The 17065-nt window shown below is 58.2% G+C and carries 14 protein-coding genes; 7 read left to right on the forward strand and 7 right to left on the reverse strand.

What is annotated here, in order from left to right:
* Positions 1-48 precede the first annotated feature (48 nt).
* Entirely contained in the window at positions 49-1614 is a 1566-nt protein-coding gene (gene thsB / locus LJF34_RS22090; protein WP_231187883.1) for a thermosome subunit beta, read from the forward strand.
* A gap of 54 nt (positions 1615-1668) precedes the next feature.
* Here the strand turns inward: thsB and ugpC are convergent, their stop codons facing one another.
* Positions 1669-2814 (reverse strand): sn-glycerol-3-phosphate ABC transporter ATP-binding protein UgpC, encoded by a 1146-nt coding sequence (gene ugpC / locus LJF34_RS22095; RefSeq protein WP_231187885.1) that lies wholly within the window; start codon positions 2812-2814, stop codon positions 1669-1671.
* Between the two features lie 203 nt (positions 2815-3017).
* Here ugpC and LJF34_RS22100 point away from each other — a divergent pair, with 203 nt between their 5' ends.
* Positions 3018-3947, forward strand: coding sequence for a sugar ABC transporter permease (locus LJF34_RS22100; RefSeq protein ID WP_231187887.1), 930 nt, complete (start codon positions 3018-3020; stop codon positions 3945-3947).
* A gap of 54 nt (positions 3948-4001) precedes the next feature.
* Positions 4002-4913 (forward strand): carbohydrate ABC transporter permease, encoded by a 912-nt coding sequence (locus tag LJF34_RS22105; RefSeq protein ID WP_231187888.1) that lies wholly within the window; start codon positions 4002-4004, stop codon positions 4911-4913.
* 323 nt (positions 4914-5236) lie between these two features.
* On the opposite strand, the gene LJF34_RS22110 is transcribed toward LJF34_RS22105, so the two are convergent.
* Positions 5237-6505 (reverse strand): extracellular solute-binding protein, encoded by a 1269-nt coding sequence (locus tag LJF34_RS22110; protein ID WP_231187889.1) that lies wholly within the window; start codon positions 6503-6505, stop codon positions 5237-5239.
* Positions 6506-6666: 161 nt separating this feature from the next.
* Complete coding sequence (locus tag LJF34_RS22115; RefSeq protein WP_231187890.1) at positions 6667-7110, reverse strand: hypothetical protein; 444 nt, start codon at positions 7108-7110, stop codon at positions 6667-6669.
* A gap of 397 nt (positions 7111-7507) precedes the next feature.
* Between LJF34_RS22115 and LJF34_RS22120 the strand changes: the two genes are divergently transcribed.
* On the forward strand, positions 7508-8536 hold the full coding sequence (locus tag LJF34_RS22120; protein ID WP_255666422.1) for a Gfo/Idh/MocA family oxidoreductase: 1029 nt from the start codon (positions 7508-7510) through the stop codon (positions 8534-8536).
* A 320-nt stretch (positions 8537-8856) separates the two neighbouring features.
* Here the strand turns inward: LJF34_RS22120 and LJF34_RS22125 are convergent, their stop codons facing one another.
* Positions 8857-9630: an IclR family transcriptional regulator gene (locus LJF34_RS22125; protein WP_231187892.1), complete on the reverse strand. Its 774-nt coding sequence runs from the start codon at positions 9628-9630 to the stop codon at positions 8857-8859.
* Between the two features lie 223 nt (positions 9631-9853).
* Here LJF34_RS22125 and LJF34_RS22130 point away from each other — a divergent pair, with 223 nt between their 5' ends.
* Positions 9854-10918 (forward strand): mannonate dehydratase, encoded by a 1065-nt coding sequence (locus LJF34_RS22130; protein WP_231187893.1) that lies wholly within the window; start codon positions 9854-9856, stop codon positions 10916-10918.
* A 600-nt stretch (positions 10919-11518) separates the two neighbouring features.
* Here the strand turns inward: LJF34_RS22130 and LJF34_RS22135 are convergent.
* From LJF34_RS22135 to gfo6, 3 genes are all read right to left on the reverse strand, one after another.
* The gene (locus LJF34_RS22135; protein ID WP_231187894.1) at positions 11519-12400 is read right to left on the reverse strand and encodes a fumarylacetoacetate hydrolase family protein; all 882 of its coding nucleotides are present in this window, start codon (positions 12398-12400) and stop codon (positions 11519-11521) included.
* 220 nt (positions 12401-12620) lie between these two features.
* On the reverse strand, positions 12621-13859 hold the full coding sequence (locus LJF34_RS22140) for a mandelate racemase/muconate lactonizing enzyme family protein (protein ID WP_231187895.1): 1239 nt from the start codon (positions 13857-13859) through the stop codon (positions 12621-12623).
* 65 nt (positions 13860-13924) lie between these two features.
* Positions 13925-15016, reverse strand: a complete 1092-nt coding sequence (gene gfo6 / locus LJF34_RS22145) for a D-xylose 1-dehydrogenase Gfo6 (RefSeq protein ID WP_231187897.1) — start codon at positions 15014-15016, stop codon at positions 13925-13927.
* 114 nt (positions 15017-15130) lie between these two features.
* Between gfo6 and LJF34_RS22150 the strand changes: the two genes are divergently transcribed.
* Positions 15131-16579 carry an aldehyde dehydrogenase family protein gene (locus LJF34_RS22150; RefSeq protein WP_231187898.1) on the forward strand — a complete coding sequence of 483 codons (1449 nt, stop codon included), beginning with the start codon at positions 15131-15133 and terminating at the stop codon, positions 16577-16579.
* A gap of 258 nt (positions 16580-16837) precedes the next feature.
* A complete protein-coding gene (locus LJF34_RS22155; RefSeq protein WP_231187899.1) occupies positions 16838-16984 on the forward strand; it encodes a hypothetical protein in 147 nt (48 codons plus the stop codon).
* The last annotated feature ends 81 nt before the right edge of the window (positions 16985-17065 follow it).

Raw genomic sequence — 17065 nt, forward strand, 5'->3', positions numbered from 1 at the left:
TCGGGGTCACAGAACGTATTTAAGGATGTCCACGCAAATAGGTATCACATGGCTCAAGCCACCACGGACGGGAGGAGATGGTGGGACTCCAACGGCGAAGAAGAACGAACGGTACAGTTCCACAACGCTAGAGCGGCCCGAGCGGTCGCAGGGGCAGTCAGATCGACGCTCGGGCCGAACGGGATGGACAAGATGGTCATCGACGAGAACGGTGACGTGACGATCACCAACGACGGTGCGACCGTCCTGGAGAGGATGTCGTTCGACGATCCATTCGGAACGATGGTTGCACACGTAGGGTTTGCACAGAAGTCGGAGGTAGGGGACGGAACGACGACCGCGATAATCATCGCGGGAGAACTGATACGGGAAGTACGGACGCTCCTCTCCGAGGGAGTCCATCCGACATCGATAGTCTCCGGATTTCGCGCCGCGAGTTCCCTCGCGTGCGATCAGTTGGAGACCATGGCGAGGGGCGTAGCGAACGAGGACGACCCCCTGTTCGAGCAGGCGATAGCGAGTACCCTCGCCGGAACCGTCTCCCATGCGGAGGGGAGAGCGATAGCGGAACTGCTCGTCGATGCCTTTCGACAGGTCGGCGACCGAAAAGGCGGGGACCACACCGAGCGAATCGCCGTCGTTCGTCGCCCCGGCCGACGGGTCGGGGAATCCGAGCTACGTTCCGGCGCGGTTATAGAGAAGTCACCGATCGTCGAGGACGTACCCGTCGAACTCGACGATGCCTCCGTACTTCTCGTAAAGGCACCGCTCGAAGTTGGTGACTCGGAAAGCGACTTCATCGCCGACGTGAGCGACCCGAATCGGTATCGACGGTTCGTCCAGCGGGATTCGCGCGTCCGCCGTCGGATAGTAGACGGTATCGTCGAGGCCGGAGTCGACGTCGTGTTTTGTCAGAAACGCGTCGACGACGAAATAGCGGGGCGTCTGGCCGAGGAGGGCGTTCCGATAACGAGGTTCACTCCCAAACCGGACATGGAGTTTTTGGCACGGTTGCTCGACGTACCGATCGTTTCCGACCCGAGTGTGAAGATACGAAACGAGGTCGGGCGAGCGGACGTTCTCTATACCGGGGACGAAAACACCTTCTACATCGATCGAACGGCTGCGGCCGCCGTGACGCTGGTCCTCCGGGGGACGACGAAGACCGTCTCGGACGAACTCGAACGTGCCGTCACCGATGCGATCGGCCTCGGTGTCCGATTGCTCTCCGATGGGCAAGTCGTTCCGGGTGCCGGTGCGATAGAGATGGAACTCGCGAAAAGCGTTCGGAACAGTGCGGTACAACGGAGCGGCCGCGAGCAACTGGCGATGGAGGCTTTCGCGGACGCGTTGGAAAAGATCCCATACGTCCTCGCGAAAAATGCGGGATGCGACTCGTTACGGGCCCTGACCGAGCTACGTGCCGCCCACGACGGCGGCGAGAGGGATGCTGGGATAAACGTCCGTTCCGGGGAGTCGACCGACGCGTACGCGTCCGAAATCGTCGATGTTGCGGCGGTAAAACGGAACGCGATCATCAGCGCCACGGAAGCCGCGAATCTCGTTCTGAAGGTGGACGGTGTACTGCCGGCAACGGAACTGTCGAAGGACTAACGCACACGAGGCCGTTCGTTTCCGGTCACGGAAGGACCATTCGTCGGAGGGGTCTCAATCCCCGTGGGAGGACAGTTGTTTCGGGAACGATTCGTCCGTCGGCAAACTTCGGTTACAAAGCGTGTCGCCCGTTTCGCCGCTGAAGAGATGGATCTTCTCTTCGGGAAGCACCAGCGTGACATCGGTGTCCTGTTCTACGTATCGTTCGCCGGGTATCTTCACCGTCAACTCGATACCCTCGACGTCGGCGTGCATGTAGTTGATGTCTCCGAGCGGTTCGACGACGTTGACGTTCGCACGGATCGTATGATCGCCCGGACCATCGGCGAGTTCGATATCCTCCGGACGAATGCCGAGCGTGACGTGGCCCTCTCCACGTACCGCGTCGAGACGAGTGCCGGAAAGGGGATATCTGACCCTGTCACTCACGAGGTCCCCGTCGTCGACTTCCATCTCGAAGAAGTTCATCGCCGGTTCGCCGATGAAACCCGCGACGAACTGGTTTTGTGGCGTGTAATAACATTCCAGCGGGGTTCCGACTTGTTGAAGCGTCCCACCATCGAGGATTGCGATTTTGTCCCCCATCGTCATCGCCTCCGTCTGGTCGTGCGTGACGTAGACGGTGGTGATGTTCAGGTTCTCCTGCAGTTCCTGAATCTCGGTACGCATGTGTGCCCGGAGTTTGGCGTCGAGGTTCGAGAGCGGTTCGTCCAACAGGAACACGTGGGGTTCACGAACGATAGCACGACCGAGGGCCACCCGTTGTTGCTGCCCCCCGGAGAGTTCCTTCGGTTTATCCCCCAGCAGGTCGTCGATGCCCATCATCTCCGAGACGCGCTCGACGCGGTCCGAGACTTCCTCATCCGACAGGTCCGTGGTCATTTTGAGCCCGAAACTCATGTTTTCACGCGCGGACATGTGCGGATAGAGCGCGTAGTTCTGAAACACCATCGCGATGTCCCGGTTTTTCGGCTTCTCGTCGTTGACGACCGTTCCGTCGATCCGAATCTCACCCTCCGACACCGATTCGAGACCGGCGATGCTCCGAAGCGTCGTGGACTTTCCGCATCCGGACGGGCCGACCAGAACGAGGAAGTTGCCTTCCTCCAGCGTGATACTGAGGTCATCGACGCCGATGATCGGATCCGCGGACCCCGATTGATAAACCTTCGTGAAGTTTCGTAGCTCTAGATCCGCCATTGCTGAACGGAGTATTTGCGAATTGTTACTATATGTCTTTTTGAAGTATATTGATAAATGTGGTCTCGAACAATATAAGGCGTTTTCCGCGTGGCAGCTGTAGCGATTGAGAGTCGAATCGGGGAGTACTATCTTATTGTACACACATTCGTGTCGGTTTTTGGCATAAATTTTTATATGGCCGTCGATAATTGTCACAATCGATGTCGACACCTACGGGAGAAGAGTATAGATTTCATCGCGTACGCCGATTCTTCGGCGAGGCCGAGTGGTTCGCACGTGAAACGTGGGTCGGATACGGGCTCGTACTACCCGCGACGGTGATGATGCTCGTGATCATCGTGTATCCGACGATACAAGCCCTCTGGATTAGCTTTCACTCTCGTTCGTTCCTGAATCCCGACAACGTCGAGTGGATCGGATTGGTGAACTATCACGAATTGTTCGCGGACCCGGTGTTCGCGCTCGCACTGAAACAGACGGTACTGCTGACGGTCGGAGCCGTGGTGTCGATGTATCTCCTCGGACTCGGCCTCGCGCTCTTACTCAAGGAGAATCTGCCCGGGATCGGAAAGCTACGGAGTTTATCCATGGTCCCGTGGGTAATTCCCCCCGTGGTTATCGTCATCATCTGGACGTGGACGTTTCAGGTCGACTATGGCTTGGCCAATCTACTGATGAAGATGGTCGGTGGGCCGAACAAATCGTGGTTCGGCGACAAGTCGCTCGCGCTGCCGCTGGTAACGATGTTACGGGTCTGGAAAGACACCCCGTTCGTCGCCATCGCGCTTATGGCCAGCATGCAGTCGATTCCCGAGGAGTACTACGAAGCGGCGGAAATAGACGGTGCCGGTCGGCTACAGATGTTTCGATACATCACCTTACCGAACATCTCGTACATTTCGATGATCATGATCGTCATCGAGACCATCGCCGCGTTTAATTCGTTCCAGATGATTTATATCGCGACCGGCGGCGGTCCCGTGAACGCGACGGAAGTACTCGGCACGTACGTGTATCAACAGGCGTTCCGCGAGTACGCGTTGGGGTACGCGTCGGCCGTCGGCGCCGTGATGCTCGTCTTATTGGCGATGTTCACGACCGTCTACATCGTACTGGAGGACACGGAATGATGGCTTCGAACGACGACGGCTCCCGAACCACGACCAACGGAAAACAGAACGACAATGGCAACAACTAATCGACATACGACGGACGGAAACGAAGGCGTCATCGACCGCTTAGACGCATGGGTCGGCGAAGAGCACAGTCTCAAATACGCGCTCGGTGTGTACGCGGCGTTGGCACTGTATTTCATCTGGTTTCTCCTCCCGGTCGTGTGGCTCGCGCTATCGACTATCAAATCGGGTTCGATCATTCAGGCGGACCATCTCATCATCATTCCCTCGGCGGAGAACTTCACGCTCGGCAATTACGAGTTGGTACTGTCCGATCCGCAGTTCCAATCGCTGTTAGTCAATTCGATAATCATCGCGTTCAGTACGACCGCGATAACGCTCGTGTTGGGAATTCTCGGGGCGTACTCGCTGAGCCGATTCACCTACCCGGGGCGGAAGGTACTGCTCGTCGCTTTCATGTCGACGAAGATGTTGCCCCCCGCGCTGATCATCATCCCGTTCTTCCTGATGATGTACTCGTTGAGCCTCGTCGACTCCTATCTCGGGATCATCCTCGCACACTGCGTGCGGGCGCTCCCGTTGGCCATGTGGCTACTGAAAGGATTCTTCGACGAAATACCGAAAGCGCTCGACGAAGCAGCACGGATAGACGGTTGCTCTCACTTAACCGCCCTCTACCACGTGATCATTCCGCTGGCGCTGCCCGGCATCGCCGTCGCATCGTTTTACACCTTCGTCACGTCGTGGAACGATTTCCTCTTCGTGTCGGTCCTCTCACAGAGTGGCGGAACGCGAACGCTCCCCTTCGGCCTCTTCCTGTTCCAGAGCGCGAACACCATCAACTGGGGAGCGACGGTCACAGCAGCAACCGTCACCGCGATTCCGTCGATCGTGTTCTTCGCCCTCGTCCAGAATTACATCGTCGAGGGGCTCGCAAGCGGCGGAATGCACGGTACGTAACCGCCGATTTCTCGGCAGCGACGGTTTCTCACCTCGCTGCGAACCGAACCACACACTCGTTTCAGCACGACCGAATCGAGAGGAGTAATGGGATTCGGTAGAGAAACGAGATGGTATTGAAGGCCGTCTTCTCCTCACTTCGATTCGAACACCGACGACGAAACACCCGTCGAGTTGGTGTACGTATATTCTCTCACCCCGGAACGAGTAGCGTCGGTGAGAAGAGTGCCGAACGTATCGACGCTGGAAGTGTTACGGAAGGACGACCGATATCAGTGCGGTACTACCGAGTTTGCGCCGAAATTCTCGAAAAGAGGACGCGTTTAGATTTCCCCTGCCTTGCTGGACCACTCCTGGTGGAGTTGTTTGCCCGCCTTCATCGGGTCTATCTCGTCGTACATCACCTTCTGCGACAGGTCGAACCACGTCGTCGAAACCTTACTGACGCTCCAAAATCCGTAGGACTTCCCGGTTTTGAAGACCTCTTTGAACCCTTTCCAATCGGGATTGTTGGTCTGCTCGGGGACGTTCCATTCGACGTCCTCGTGGGCCGGGAGATTGCCGGGGTCCTCTTCGAGGAACGTTTTGATTCCCTCCGGACTCGTGGCCGCTTTGACCACGTTCCACGCGTCGTCCTTGTTTTTCGAGTTGTTGTTCAGGAAAACGGGCTTGACTTCCATGTACGTGCCTTTCTCACCACCTTCGACTCGGGGGTTATGCGTTGCGACGCTGTTCCGATAGTTCTTCATCGCCTGTTCGTTGGTGTCGTCCGACCCGCTGGCCAATCCCGGAATCCACGGGCCGGTGGAGATGGCGGCATAGTTCCCGTTCACGTACGCGATATCGTGAGCGAGGGAGTCGATTCCCCTCGCGTTCGGGTCCGTCGCGGGTTTATCCGTCTTGTAGAAGGGATCCCAGAAGTACTCCTTGAAGACGATACCGAAGTCCTCCGCCGTCGGCACCAGTTTCCATCCGTCTCCGTCCGGTTCGAATATCGCATCGACACGTTGGAAGAGGAACGACAGGAACTCCTGAAGTCCGCGAGTGTTTCCTTTCTGGCTGGTGAGCGTGAAGCCGTGCATCCCGTCCTCTTTTTTCGTGATTTCAGCGCCCATTTCGACGAAGTCCGACCATTTTTCGGGGACCTCGAAGCCGTACTTCTCGAGTATATCCTGTCGGTAGACGAACCCACGACCGTTTCCGATATAGGGTAACGCCCAGATATCGTCTTTGTACTTCATCGTATCCAGACCGGTGTATCCGTCCTTGTAGTCGAGCTTGTCCACCCGGTCGGTCAACGGCTCGATCAGATCCGCCGAGACGTAATCGCCTCGGTGGTTCGGCGTCGCTTCGACGACGTCCGGCGTCCCCGTTTTTGCGCCGGTGAGATACTTCTTCTTGATACTGTCGTAGCGCATATCCGAAAATTCGACCTTCCCGTCCACCGAATCGCGCATCAGTTTCTTGAGCTTCGGTGTCTGGGAATCGAACGCGTCAGACCAGACGGTTATCGTGTCCGAACCGCTGCCGCCACCGCCGCCACCGGAACAGCCAGCGATACTACCTGCGCCCATCGCGGCGGCGAGGCTCATATACTTGCGTCTACTACAACCTGTGTTTGCCATGGTCTATCATGAGTTGATGATTTCACCCTATATATGAGTTGCTATTAGTATTATACACTATATCTGAGGAATAAATCAGTTCCGTGGAGAACAAGTGCGAGTGGACGAGAGGAACGACACCCCGCCAGTTATGCCAGTCCCACGTAGCGCCGACGGAAGGAAAGGTAGACGAGACACGTGACGGTCGTGGAGAAAATCAACGAGTAGACGATGATCAACGGCGTCGGTTTTCCGAGTGAGATACCCTCTACAAGGAGTAGGTAACAGAAGAATGGAATGGCGAACCCCGAGATGAAGTATCGGACCCAACTCGGCTTCCACTGGGACTCGGTGTGTGAGAGATGGATCGTATCCTTGAATAGAGCGAAGTATGCGAACAAGCTCAACAGGGCAGCACCGGTCAGTACGAGACCCGTGAGAAAGCTATACGGACTTGTACTGACCGGCAGAAGCGTGTAAGCCGTGTAGATAGTCACGGCGATACCGAGGACGGCGTAGGCCGCTACCGTCATCCAATGCGTATGGTCGGTTCGAGCACGAGACGTGACGCTCGGATTCGGTGTTTGTTTCATACGGTAGTATCCAAAGAGGAGCCATATAAATGGTCGCTCGTCCCCACGGATCAAGCGAACGGAAGTTACCACCTAGGTCCAGCGGGAGACGACACCGAAACGGTCGATATGACCAGTATCGGTCGTTTTAGAGCGCACAGTCGCGCGACCGGTTATCAGAGGTTCTTCGAACACCACGTGGGGTCGATCGGTGCCTCGAGCGTTTCTATTTCGTCATCGGTAAGGGAGACATCCAGCGCACTGACGCTATCCTCACGGTGTGAGATTTTTCGTGGTCCGATGATTGGAGAATTGACGCCGTACGAAGTAGTTGTTCGTAGATGTTCCAACATATATTCAAACTATGATCTTTCCATAAGTTTATATCCTCGTGATTGATTCCCACGAACACACCGCAATGACCGATCATACGAACGGCGATGCCGTAAGTCAAATAGGAATAGTGGGCACAGGAGGCTTGGGAGGCGTACTGGGGGAGCAATTCAACCGACTCCCATCGGCAGAGGTTTCGGCGATAGCAGACATCGATCCGGCCGCGTTATCCAAAACGGCGACGCGACTTGCCGTTCCTGAGACGTCGCTCTACGAGGATTACGAGCGGATGCTGGACGACGAGTCGCTAGACGCCGTACTCATCGTCACCCCGAATGGACTCCACTACGAGCAAACCGTCGCCGCTCTCGACCGGGGACTTCACGTCCTCTGTGAGAAACCGTTGACCATCGATCTCGCCGATGCGAAAGCGCTGGTCGAACGGGACGAGGCGAGCGATTCCGTGTTGATGGTCGGGTACCAACGTCACCTGAACCCCGGGTTCATCGAGGCCCGCGAACGCTGGGCGCTCGGGAATTCGACGCCGACATTCGTCACCGCCGAGATTACTCAAGACTGGCGTCACCACTTCGAAAAGGGAACCAATTGGCGTATGAACACCTCCTTGAGTGGCGGTGGCCACCTCTATACGACAGGTACGCACATCATCGATGCGATACTCTGGGTGACAGGACTGACTCCGAAATACGTTACTGCTCGAATGGACTATCACGGCGACGACGAACGACTCGATACACAATCCTCGATCGTTATCGAGTTCGAAAACGGTACGATCGCAAACGTCTTCGATTCGGGTATCGTCCCCCGAACGCGAGAACATATCCACATCTGGGACGACCAGGGAGCGATGTACTTCGATGGTCGAGAATGGGAAGACAGAACGATGAAGAAGATTACTGGCGATGGTTCGGAAGTGTCACCATATGCGGACAGCGGTGAGCGAAAGACGAAACCGGAAGCGTTCATCGAGTCGATCCGAGAAAACGAAACACCCCCGGCTACGGCACGGGACGCCCTGCGTGCGACGATAGTAAAGGAAGCGGCGTACGAGTCCGCGGCGACGAACGAGCGAGTCGAAGTTCCGAGTCCGTAATCGAGGTTCCGGGGGACCCCAGATTCCGTTCCGAATTATCGAACACAACGGTACTCACCGTTCGGTTACGGCTGGAGTCGGCCGTTTCGGAGCGTTCGGACGTCGAATACGACATATCATTCATCTAGTTGTCACGATGGGATGCTCCGTACGCGGATGGTGTTCTATATTATCGAACGGAGAGACGGATTACAGCACTATGTCTGTAAAGCAGACCCGTTCGTAAAAACCATTCACGCTCGTTCCCACGTTGCGAATCCGACACCGTAACACGAAGAGGGTATGGACTCCGATTCGATAGTAGCTATCCCATCCATTCTTCACACGTTCGAATAGTTTATCTCGATAACACGCACCGTATGTTGAATTAGCTCGGGCATTCTCTTGCGGAACGTTTCATCGTCCATATGACGAGTCGACCCGGAAACGCTGATAGCTCCGAGGACCTCCTCGGTGTTTGTGAGTATTGGCACCCCTACGCATCGAATGCCTTCGATTTGTTCGTTATCGTCGAACGCCACGTTTCGTGAACGAATTTCCTCACATTCCTTGGTGAGTTCGTCCATCGATGTGATGGTCCTCGAAGTCCGTTCGACCATCCCGTGTCTGTCGAGGATCTCTCGAACTCGCTCGCGGGGGAAGTATGCGAGCATGGCCTTTCCGAATGCCGTGCAATGAAGATGCCGTTCGGTACCGATGTGGGAATCCGTTTGAACCGCTTTGTTTCCTCTCGACTGATGAACGATGATCCCTTTGCCGTGTTCTTCGACGACGAGTTGAGCGGCGAGACCGGTTTCGGCCGCAAGTTCGTCTACCTCGTCTTTCGTGAGCCGATACACCGAGTTGGAGTGGGCGGCGTACCCGCCGATATTCAAAAACCGTAGCCCAACGCGGTACGTGTCGCCGGTTTGTACCACGTACCTTCGTTGCTCGAGGGTGTTTAAATGAGCGTGGATCGTACTCTTAGACCGTCCTAGGTTGTTCGCAAGTTCAGTCACTCCAGCACCATCCTTTTCCATGAGATATTCAATGATCTCGAATGACGTGTCGATGGATTTTATTTTGTTTGCCGCTTTTTTTGTGCGTGGAGCCATACGGTACCCACTGTCCTCTACGATAAAAAATCCACAGTATTGACCGCATACTCGATACGGTTAACATCAAAATACACGAAAAAGATAGTTGTCCTTTTTCACTCCGACACGGGGAACGAGATCGGGTGAATCACATCGTAAGGGGGCGGAAACGGTTTTTCATCCACCGAACTTGTTTTTAAGATATCAAATATATTTATGTGTTCCAGAACGTGGTTGAGGTATGGATAGCAACCGTGCTACTGCTGAGACGTCGAAAGGTGCTGCTGTTCGGGTCGGTGTCAGAACACGTTCGCTCTCGGAGGACCGTTTGAGATACATCCGTCAATTGGGTGCGACCGACATATTCGTCGATCACGCGGACACGGACGAGGAACCGGACGAGTTCAACGACAAGGAAGGGGCTCAAACGGTTTCCGTCGGCCGCGATTCGATCCCCACGGTTACAGAGCTAACGGCAGCGCGCGAACGGGTCGAATCGGCGGGGCTGTCGCTCACAGGTATTCAATCGCTTCCGTATTCACTGTACGGGGACATCATGTTCGGTCGGGAAGGAAGTGAAGAATCGCTCGACCAGATCACAACCCTCATCCGGAATCTCGGCGAGGCAGAGATTCCCATCTTGGGATATCAATGGAACCCCCGTGGCGTCGTGCCGATGCGAACATCTCCAGTGAACGTTCGCGGTCAAGCGCTCGGCACCGGGTTCGACCTCGCCGAACTCGACGATCCGCACGCGCTCGCTCCCGATTTGGACAGGGAGTACACGGAACCCGAATTTTGGGACAACTACCGCGAGTTCTTAGAAGCGGTGCTCCCGGTAGCGGAAGAAGCGGGCGTCCAACTCGCACTGCACCCCGTCGACCCGCCGGTGATAGAATCGCTCGGAGGCATCCCTCGACTGTTCCGCAACGTCGAGAACTTCGAACGGGCGATGAACCTCGTTCCGAGCGATAACCATGGATTGAAGCTGTGTCTCGGCTGTTTCTCCCAGATGGGCGAGGACGTCTCGCAAGTACTTCGCCGGTTTGGTGAGCGCGACCAGATCGTCTTTATCCACTTCCGAGATGTCGTGGGGACGGTTCCGGAGTTTCACGAGACGTTCGTGGATATGGGGAACTTCGACACCGTCGAAGTGGTTCGAACGCTTCACGACGTCGGATTCGATGGGGTAGCCATTCCGGACCACGTCCCGAAGATGGTCGGCGACGACGATTGGCGTCACCGAGCGCGCGGATTTACCGTCGGATATCTCCGCGGGGTTATCGACACCGTACGTTCCGAGTGAGCGGACGGGGTTCGACGAACAGAGCTACGATTCCCACCGAAGGACTTCGCACGAAACACGGACTCACGCCGGAGAAACGGTCGATTCCGGTTCAAAACTTCGAGCGGTCATCGTTCTTCAAGAACACCGTGGTTGCGGAGAGATGCGGTTCCGTTCGGTTCCAACATCGGGAATGCAGATCTTCGTGGATTCTGCTGCAGAAAACGATTTCCCACCGCGGTCGCCGATCGGGGGCCAACAGCAGTAAAATCGGATAAATCTTCGTAAGGCATACAACCCTACGATTGTAATGCCAATGGTGGAGAGGAAGCGAATAGTCGATCGTATAACGAATTCAGCCGAAATTTGTTCTCGATGCCAGAACCATTACACTCCATCGATAAATTGCAACAGCTGCGTTATTCCGGCGTATAACTCGGTGAGACGAGGGGTCACCACTCGACCGAGGGTTTCTCGACCGGAATACCACCTTCCTTGTCGTCCAGTTCTGTTCTGGATTGTAGAACACGTTGACGACCGAGCGGACGGGCCATCACGTCGAAACGGACCGCCCGCCGGAAAAGATGACTCTGTTCGGGTGCGTTAGCGCTTGCTATCGGGTCAGACGGTGACGGTATCGTTGACGAGCTGGCCGATACGGTCGATGTCGATGACGACTTCATCACCTTCGGAGAGGGTGAACGACTCCGGAGGCACGAGCGCGGTTCCCGTGAGCAGAACCAGCGTCTCCGGAAGGCTGTTGTGGCGAGCGAGATAGGAGACGAGTTCCTCGCAGGTGGTCACCATCTCGCTCGTCGACGTCGAGTCCTCGTACACCGTTTCACCGTCGCGTCGTATCGAGAGGGACATCGAGAGGTCGTGAGGGTCCTCGACCGTTTCCGCCGAGGCGACACACGGGCCGAGCGAACAACAACGGTCGTACACCTTCGCCTGCGGAAGGTACAGCGGGTTCTTCCCTTCGATGTCGCGGCTGGAAACGTCGTTTCCGATGGTGTAGCCGACGATGTCGCCGCGGTGCAGGACGATGCCGAGTTCCGGTTCCGGGACGTCCCACGTGGAGTCTCCGCGCACCCCGATGGCTTCTCCCGGCCCGACCGTCCGCGACGGCGTGGCCTTCATGAACAGTTCCGGTCGGTCGCTGTCGTACACGTCCATGTACACCTCGGGTTTTCCGCTCTCGGCTTTGCGTGCCTCCTCGCTGATTTGATACGTGACACCCGCCGCCCACACCTCGTCGGCGATGACGGGTTGGAGGACGTCCCGGGCGGCGTCGAAATCGATGCGTTCGGCCTCGCCGAGACGTTTTCGGGCGATCGAATCGACCGATTCGCCGTTCGCGTTCGCCGCGCGGGCGAGATCCCTGAACGAGCCGAGATCGGCTGAAACGGACGAGAGGTCGTATGCGGTTCCGTCGTCGTCGATTGCTACCAAGTAATCCGTGGATGAGCGAGTCTCTCCCCCGGGGAGTCGGTAATAGCGCATACACAGTGATGAGCGGAAGGTGTTAAAAGAGTATCGTCGTCGGAAGCGTTTTCGACCGAGGAGGTGTCGGGCTACACTTCGTCGAACAACGCGGAGTAAAACTCCGCTGGCTCGACGAAGATTACTCTTCGTCGAACGACGCAAATTGGAGCTTTGCTGGCTTGATGAGGCTACGCCTCATCAAACAACGCGGAGTGAAACTCCGCTGGCTCGACGAAGATTACTCTTCGCCAAACAACTCCCCACCCTCGACCATGTGTTCCTCGACGGCGTCCAAGTCGAGCGTCACGCCGAGGCCGGGTTCCTCGGGGATCTCCATTCGACCGTCCTGAATGAGGTCGTCCTCCTCCACGAGATCCTCCCACCAGCCGAGTTGGTAGGAGTGGTATTCGACCGCGAGGCTGTTGGGAATCGCCGCGGCGACCTGCGCGGATGCCATCGTCCCGATGGGCGAGGAGACGTTGTGCATCGCGACCGGGATGTAGTACATGTCCGCGAGGTCGGCGACCTTTCTCGTCTCGCGCATGCCGCCCACGCGGGGCAGGTCAGGCGCGACGATGTCCACGGCCTGCGGTTCGAGCAGCGTCCGCTGGCCGAACTTCCGGTAGACGTTCTCGCCCACGGCGATGGGCGTCGTCGTCGATTCCGTGACTTTCCGCTGTACGTCGTGGTTCTCCGGCGGTATCGGGTCTTCGAGCCACCACACGTCGTACTCCTCGAGTTCGCGGGCGAGGCGTTTCGCGCTGCCGCTCGTGAACGACCAGTGGCAGTCGAACGCCACGTCCGCGCGGTCGCCGACGGCCTCCGTGACGGCTTCGACGATTTCGACCTTGTGATCTATTTCCGGGCCGCGGAGGTGGCGGTTCGCGCGGTCCTTCTCGTGGCCCGACGGGACGTCGAGGTCGAACTTGATGGCGTCGTATCCCAATTCCTCGACGACGCGGACGCCTTCGTCCGCGCAGGCTTGCGGGTCGGCTTCGTCCTCGGTGTGGAGGTCACAGTAGACCCGAACTTCGTCGCGGTATTTCCCGCCGACGAGTTGGTAGGCGGGGAGTTCGACGAGTTTACCCGCGAGGTCGTGGAGGGCGATTTCGATGCCGGAGATGGCCGAGATGGTCTTTCCGGAAATGGAACCTTCGCCGGACATCTTCTGGACGAGGTGTTCGTAAAGTCGGTCGATGTCGAGCGGGTTTTCGCCGACGAGGAACGGCTTCATCCGCTCGATGATGGCCGTGTCGCCGCCGCCCCAGTAGGCCTCGCCGGTACCGACGACGCCGGCGTCGGTGTAGACGCGAACGAGAATCCACGGGTAGTTGCCGTCCACCATCGTCGTCTGAACGTCGGTTATCTCCGCATCGCGGACCCCGCCGCGACGGTTCGTGATGCCCATCGTTTCGGCGGAGAGGTCGCGCATCGTATACTCCGCGTTCGGGTCGCGGAGCTTCGCATGATCAACCATTGCATGCGAGGGTTCCTAGAGGTCGGTAGTAAAGGTTGCGAATCGGGAGAAGCCGTTCGGGTCGGTTACTCGACCGTGACCCGTGTTCCTGTGTGGGCGGCCTCGTAAATGGCGGCGAGCGTCCGCATGTCGACGAGCGCGTGGTCGCCGTCCGGCGTGGGTTCGACGCCGCGAATGACGCGGTCGGCGAAGTAATCGAACTCCTCGGTCATCTCGTCGCCGAACAGGTCGCGTCGGCCGTCGTCGATTTTCATCTCCCGCCCCTCCGCGCCCCGAAGCGTGAGCGTCTGCGGCGTCATGCCCAAAAAGGCAGGGTCGAGGCGCAGTTCGCCCTCGGTTCCGATGAGTTGGAAACCACCCGATAGGTTTGCGTTCTGGCTGACGGTACAGGCCGCGTACGTGCCGTCGTCGAACTGGAGCGAGAAGGTGGCGTGTTCATCGGGGACCTCGTCGAACGCGTCGTGTTCGGAGTGCATCTGTGCGGTCACGCTCACGGGGTCGGCGTCGAGGACGAACCGGGCGGTGTTCAGCGGATAGATTCCCAAGTCCATCACCGTCGAACCGTAGCCGGCGAGGTCGGGATCGAGTCGCCACTGGTCGGGGTTGCCCGAGACGAAGTCGAGCATCTGCTGTTCCATGTGGCCGTGGACGGCGACCGGGTCGCCGATGGCACCGTCGCGGACGAGTTCGCGCATCCGCCGGACCTGCGGATCGGTTTGCATCCGGTAGGCAACCATCAGCGGGATGTCTTCGGCGGCCGCGACGAGTTCCTCCGCCCGTTCGAGCGTGGCTTCCATCGGCTTTTCACAGAGGACGGCCTTTCCGTGGTCCGCCGCGGCGGACACGTACTGAAGGTGATACGCGTTCGGCGTGCAGACGTACACGGCGTCGTATTCGTCGGTCGCGCGACCGTCCACGAACTCTTCGTAGGTGATGGCGGCCGTGGCGGTCGGGATTTCGTCGGCGGCGTCTTCCGCCTTTTCGTGTGAACTGCTGACGGCGACGGTCGTCTGGCAGAACTTCGATTCCCGAATCGACGGGATGGCCTGTTCGCGCGTCCACCACCCGAGCCCCACGACGGCGAGGCGGAGGGTCCCCGCATCCAGTTCCTCCCAATCTCGCTGCCTGACGCCGTTTAGGTAGTCGTTGACGGTCATAATCCGATGATTCGACCCGGTCGGCAAAAAGCTACTGATGGCGATAGTAAAAATTCGCGCCAAACCTTCGTCGGACCGTAAAAGTCGTATGGGAGAGGTGTGAATAGGAGGATGATGTCGCACACGACGAAAAATTACGTCAACGGCGAGTGGACAGAAGCGGAGACGGGCGACACCATCGAGGTGGAGAACCCCGCAAACCCGAGCGAGGTCGCGGGACGCTATCAGTCGTCCAGTACGGCCGACGCGACGGATGCGGTCGAAGCCGCCGCGGCCGCTGCGAACGACTGGGCGTCCACACCGGGACCGGAGCGCGGGAAAATCCTCCGAGAGGCGGGAAGTCTGCTCGCGGAACGCAAAGAGGAACTCACGGACATGCTCGTCGCGGAGGAAGGCAAGGCCTACGCCGAAGCCAGTGGAGAGGTTCAACGGGCAATCGACATCTTCCACTACTTCGCCGGGAAGGCGGCCGACCTCGGCGGGACGATGAAGAGTCCGAGCGCGCCGAACCAGAACCTGTACACGGTCAAGGAACCGGTCGGCGTCGCTTCGCTCATCACGCCGTGGAACTATCCCATCGCCATCCCGGCGTGGAAGCTCGCGCCGGCACTCGCATCGGGGAACACGGTCGTTCTCAAGCCCGCATCGGCCGCACCCGGCGTCGCCATCGAACTCGCGCGAGCGCTGGACGAGGCGGGTCTGCCCGACGGCGTCCTGAACGTCGTCACCGGGTCGGGAAGCACCGTCGGCACCGAGTTCATCGAACACGACGCGGTGGACGCGGTGTCGTTCACCGGGAGCAGCGAAGTCGGCGGAATGGTGTACGACCAAGCGACGGACGCCGGGAAGCGCGTCCAGACGGAACTCGGCGGCAAGAACCCGACGGTCGTCGCGTCCTCGGCGGACCCGGCGGAGGCGGCCGACATCGTCGCCAACGGCGGGTTCGGAACGACCGGCCAGTCGTGTACCGCGTGTTCCCGCGCCATCGTCCACGAGGACGTGTACGACGAGTTCGTCGCCGAACTCGTGGACCGCGCCGAATCCATCGACATCGGACCGGGTGCCGATCACGAGATGGGACCGCAGGTCAGCGAGAGCGAACTCGAATCGACGCTCGATTACATCGGCATCGCCGAGGAGGAAGGCGCGACGCTCGCTGCGGGCGGCGGCACGCCCGACGGTGACGCGGTCGAATCGGGCTACTTCGTCGAGCCGACCGTGTTCACCGACGTGGACTCCGAGATGCGAATCGCACAGGAGGAGGTCTTCGGGCCGGTCGTCGCCGTCATCAAGGTGAGCGATTTCGACGAGGGTCTCCACGTCGCGAACGACGTTCACTACGGCCTCTCGGCGAGCATCGTCACCGACGACCACACGGAAGCCAACCGCTTCATCGACGAGGTGGAGGCGGGCGTCGTGAAGGTCAACGACAAGACGACGGGACTCGAACTGCACGTTCCCTTCGGCGGGTTCAAGCGCTCGTCCAGCGAGACGTGGCGCGAACAGGGCGACGAGGGACTGGAGTTCTACACCATCGAGAAGACGGTGTACGACAGCTACTGAGGAACCACTCGGTACCGCCGTTCGGTTCGTCCTTTTTCGGCGTGACGTTTGTTCCCTCGATTCGGTTCCGGTCGTCGGAATCTGTCCGTCCATGGGGTCGGTCTCGTCGAGATACCCGACGAAGCCGGTGACGTGTTTGCACTTCGCGTCGGATGTATCGGCTCATGACGTTTCGACTGCCGAATCGGGGAATTGGCGGTAGATATCGGCGCGGCATCGTCCGAGAAATGAGTTTGGATGCCGTATTGGCGGGAATCGATGGCGAACGCCGTGGGCGTTCCCGGCTTCCCGAACTGGCGGAACGACCTCCAGTTCGGTGACGGCTCGAATCACACCTGTTCCGTCGTGCGTTTAGGCGGTACCGTTGTCGTGGACTACTCCATCGTTGCCGAGGGAAGCGAGTAACCGAGCGCGGAAATACCGCGATACCTCCCGTCCAAACCATTAAGAGATGTGATTGTGAGAGATCAACTGATGCAAACTGAA

The organism is Haladaptatus sp. DYF46, assembly GCF_021083305.1.
GTDB lineage: Archaea > Halobacteriota > Halobacteria > Halobacteriales > Haladaptataceae > Haladaptatus.

Excerpts from the sequence above, each read along its gene's own strand:
- thsB (WP_231187883.1), top strand. The coding sequence starts at position 49 with ATGGCTCAAGCCACCACGGACGGGAGGAGATGGTGGGACTCCAACGGC.
- ugpC (WP_231187885.1), bottom strand. The coding sequence starts at position 2,814 with ATGGCGGATCTAGAGCTACGAAACTTCACGAAGGTTTATCAATCGGGG.
- LJF34_RS22100 (WP_231187887.1), top strand. The coding sequence starts at position 3,018 with ATGTCGACACCTACGGGAGAAGAGTATAGATTTCATCGCGTACGCCGA.
- LJF34_RS22105 (WP_231187888.1), top strand. The coding sequence starts at position 4,002 with ATGGCAACAACTAATCGACATACGACGGACGGAAACGAAGGCGTCATC.
- LJF34_RS22110 (WP_231187889.1), bottom strand. The coding sequence starts at position 6,505 with ATGAGCCTCGCCGCCGCGATGGGCGCAGGTAGTATCGCTGGCTGTTCC.
- LJF34_RS22115 (WP_231187890.1), bottom strand. The coding sequence starts at position 7,110 with ATGAAACAAACACCGAATCCGAGCGTCACGTCTCGTGCTCGAACCGAC.
- LJF34_RS22120 (WP_255666422.1), top strand. The coding sequence starts at position 7,508 with ATGACCGATCATACGAACGGCGATGCCGTAAGTCAAATAGGAATAGTG.
- LJF34_RS22125 (WP_231187892.1), bottom strand. The coding sequence starts at position 9,630 with ATGGCTCCACGCACAAAAAAAGCGGCAAACAAAATAAAATCCATCGAC.
- LJF34_RS22130 (WP_231187893.1), top strand. The coding sequence starts at position 9,854 with ATGGATAGCAACCGTGCTACTGCTGAGACGTCGAAAGGTGCTGCTGTT.
- LJF34_RS22135 (WP_231187894.1), bottom strand. The coding sequence starts at position 12,400 with ATGCGCTATTACCGACTCCCCGGGGGAGAGACTCGCTCATCCACGGAT.
- LJF34_RS22140 (WP_231187895.1), bottom strand. The coding sequence starts at position 13,859 with ATGGTTGATCATGCGAAGCTCCGCGACCCGAACGCGGAGTATACGATG.
- gfo6 (WP_231187897.1), bottom strand. The coding sequence starts at position 15,016 with ATGACCGTCAACGACTACCTAAACGGCGTCAGGCAGCGAGATTGGGAG.
- LJF34_RS22150 (WP_231187898.1), top strand. The coding sequence starts at position 15,131 with ATGTCGCACACGACGAAAAATTACGTCAACGGCGAGTGGACAGAAGCG.
- LJF34_RS22155 (WP_231187899.1), top strand. The coding sequence starts at position 16,838 with ATGGCGAACGCCGTGGGCGTTCCCGGCTTCCCGAACTGGCGGAACGAC.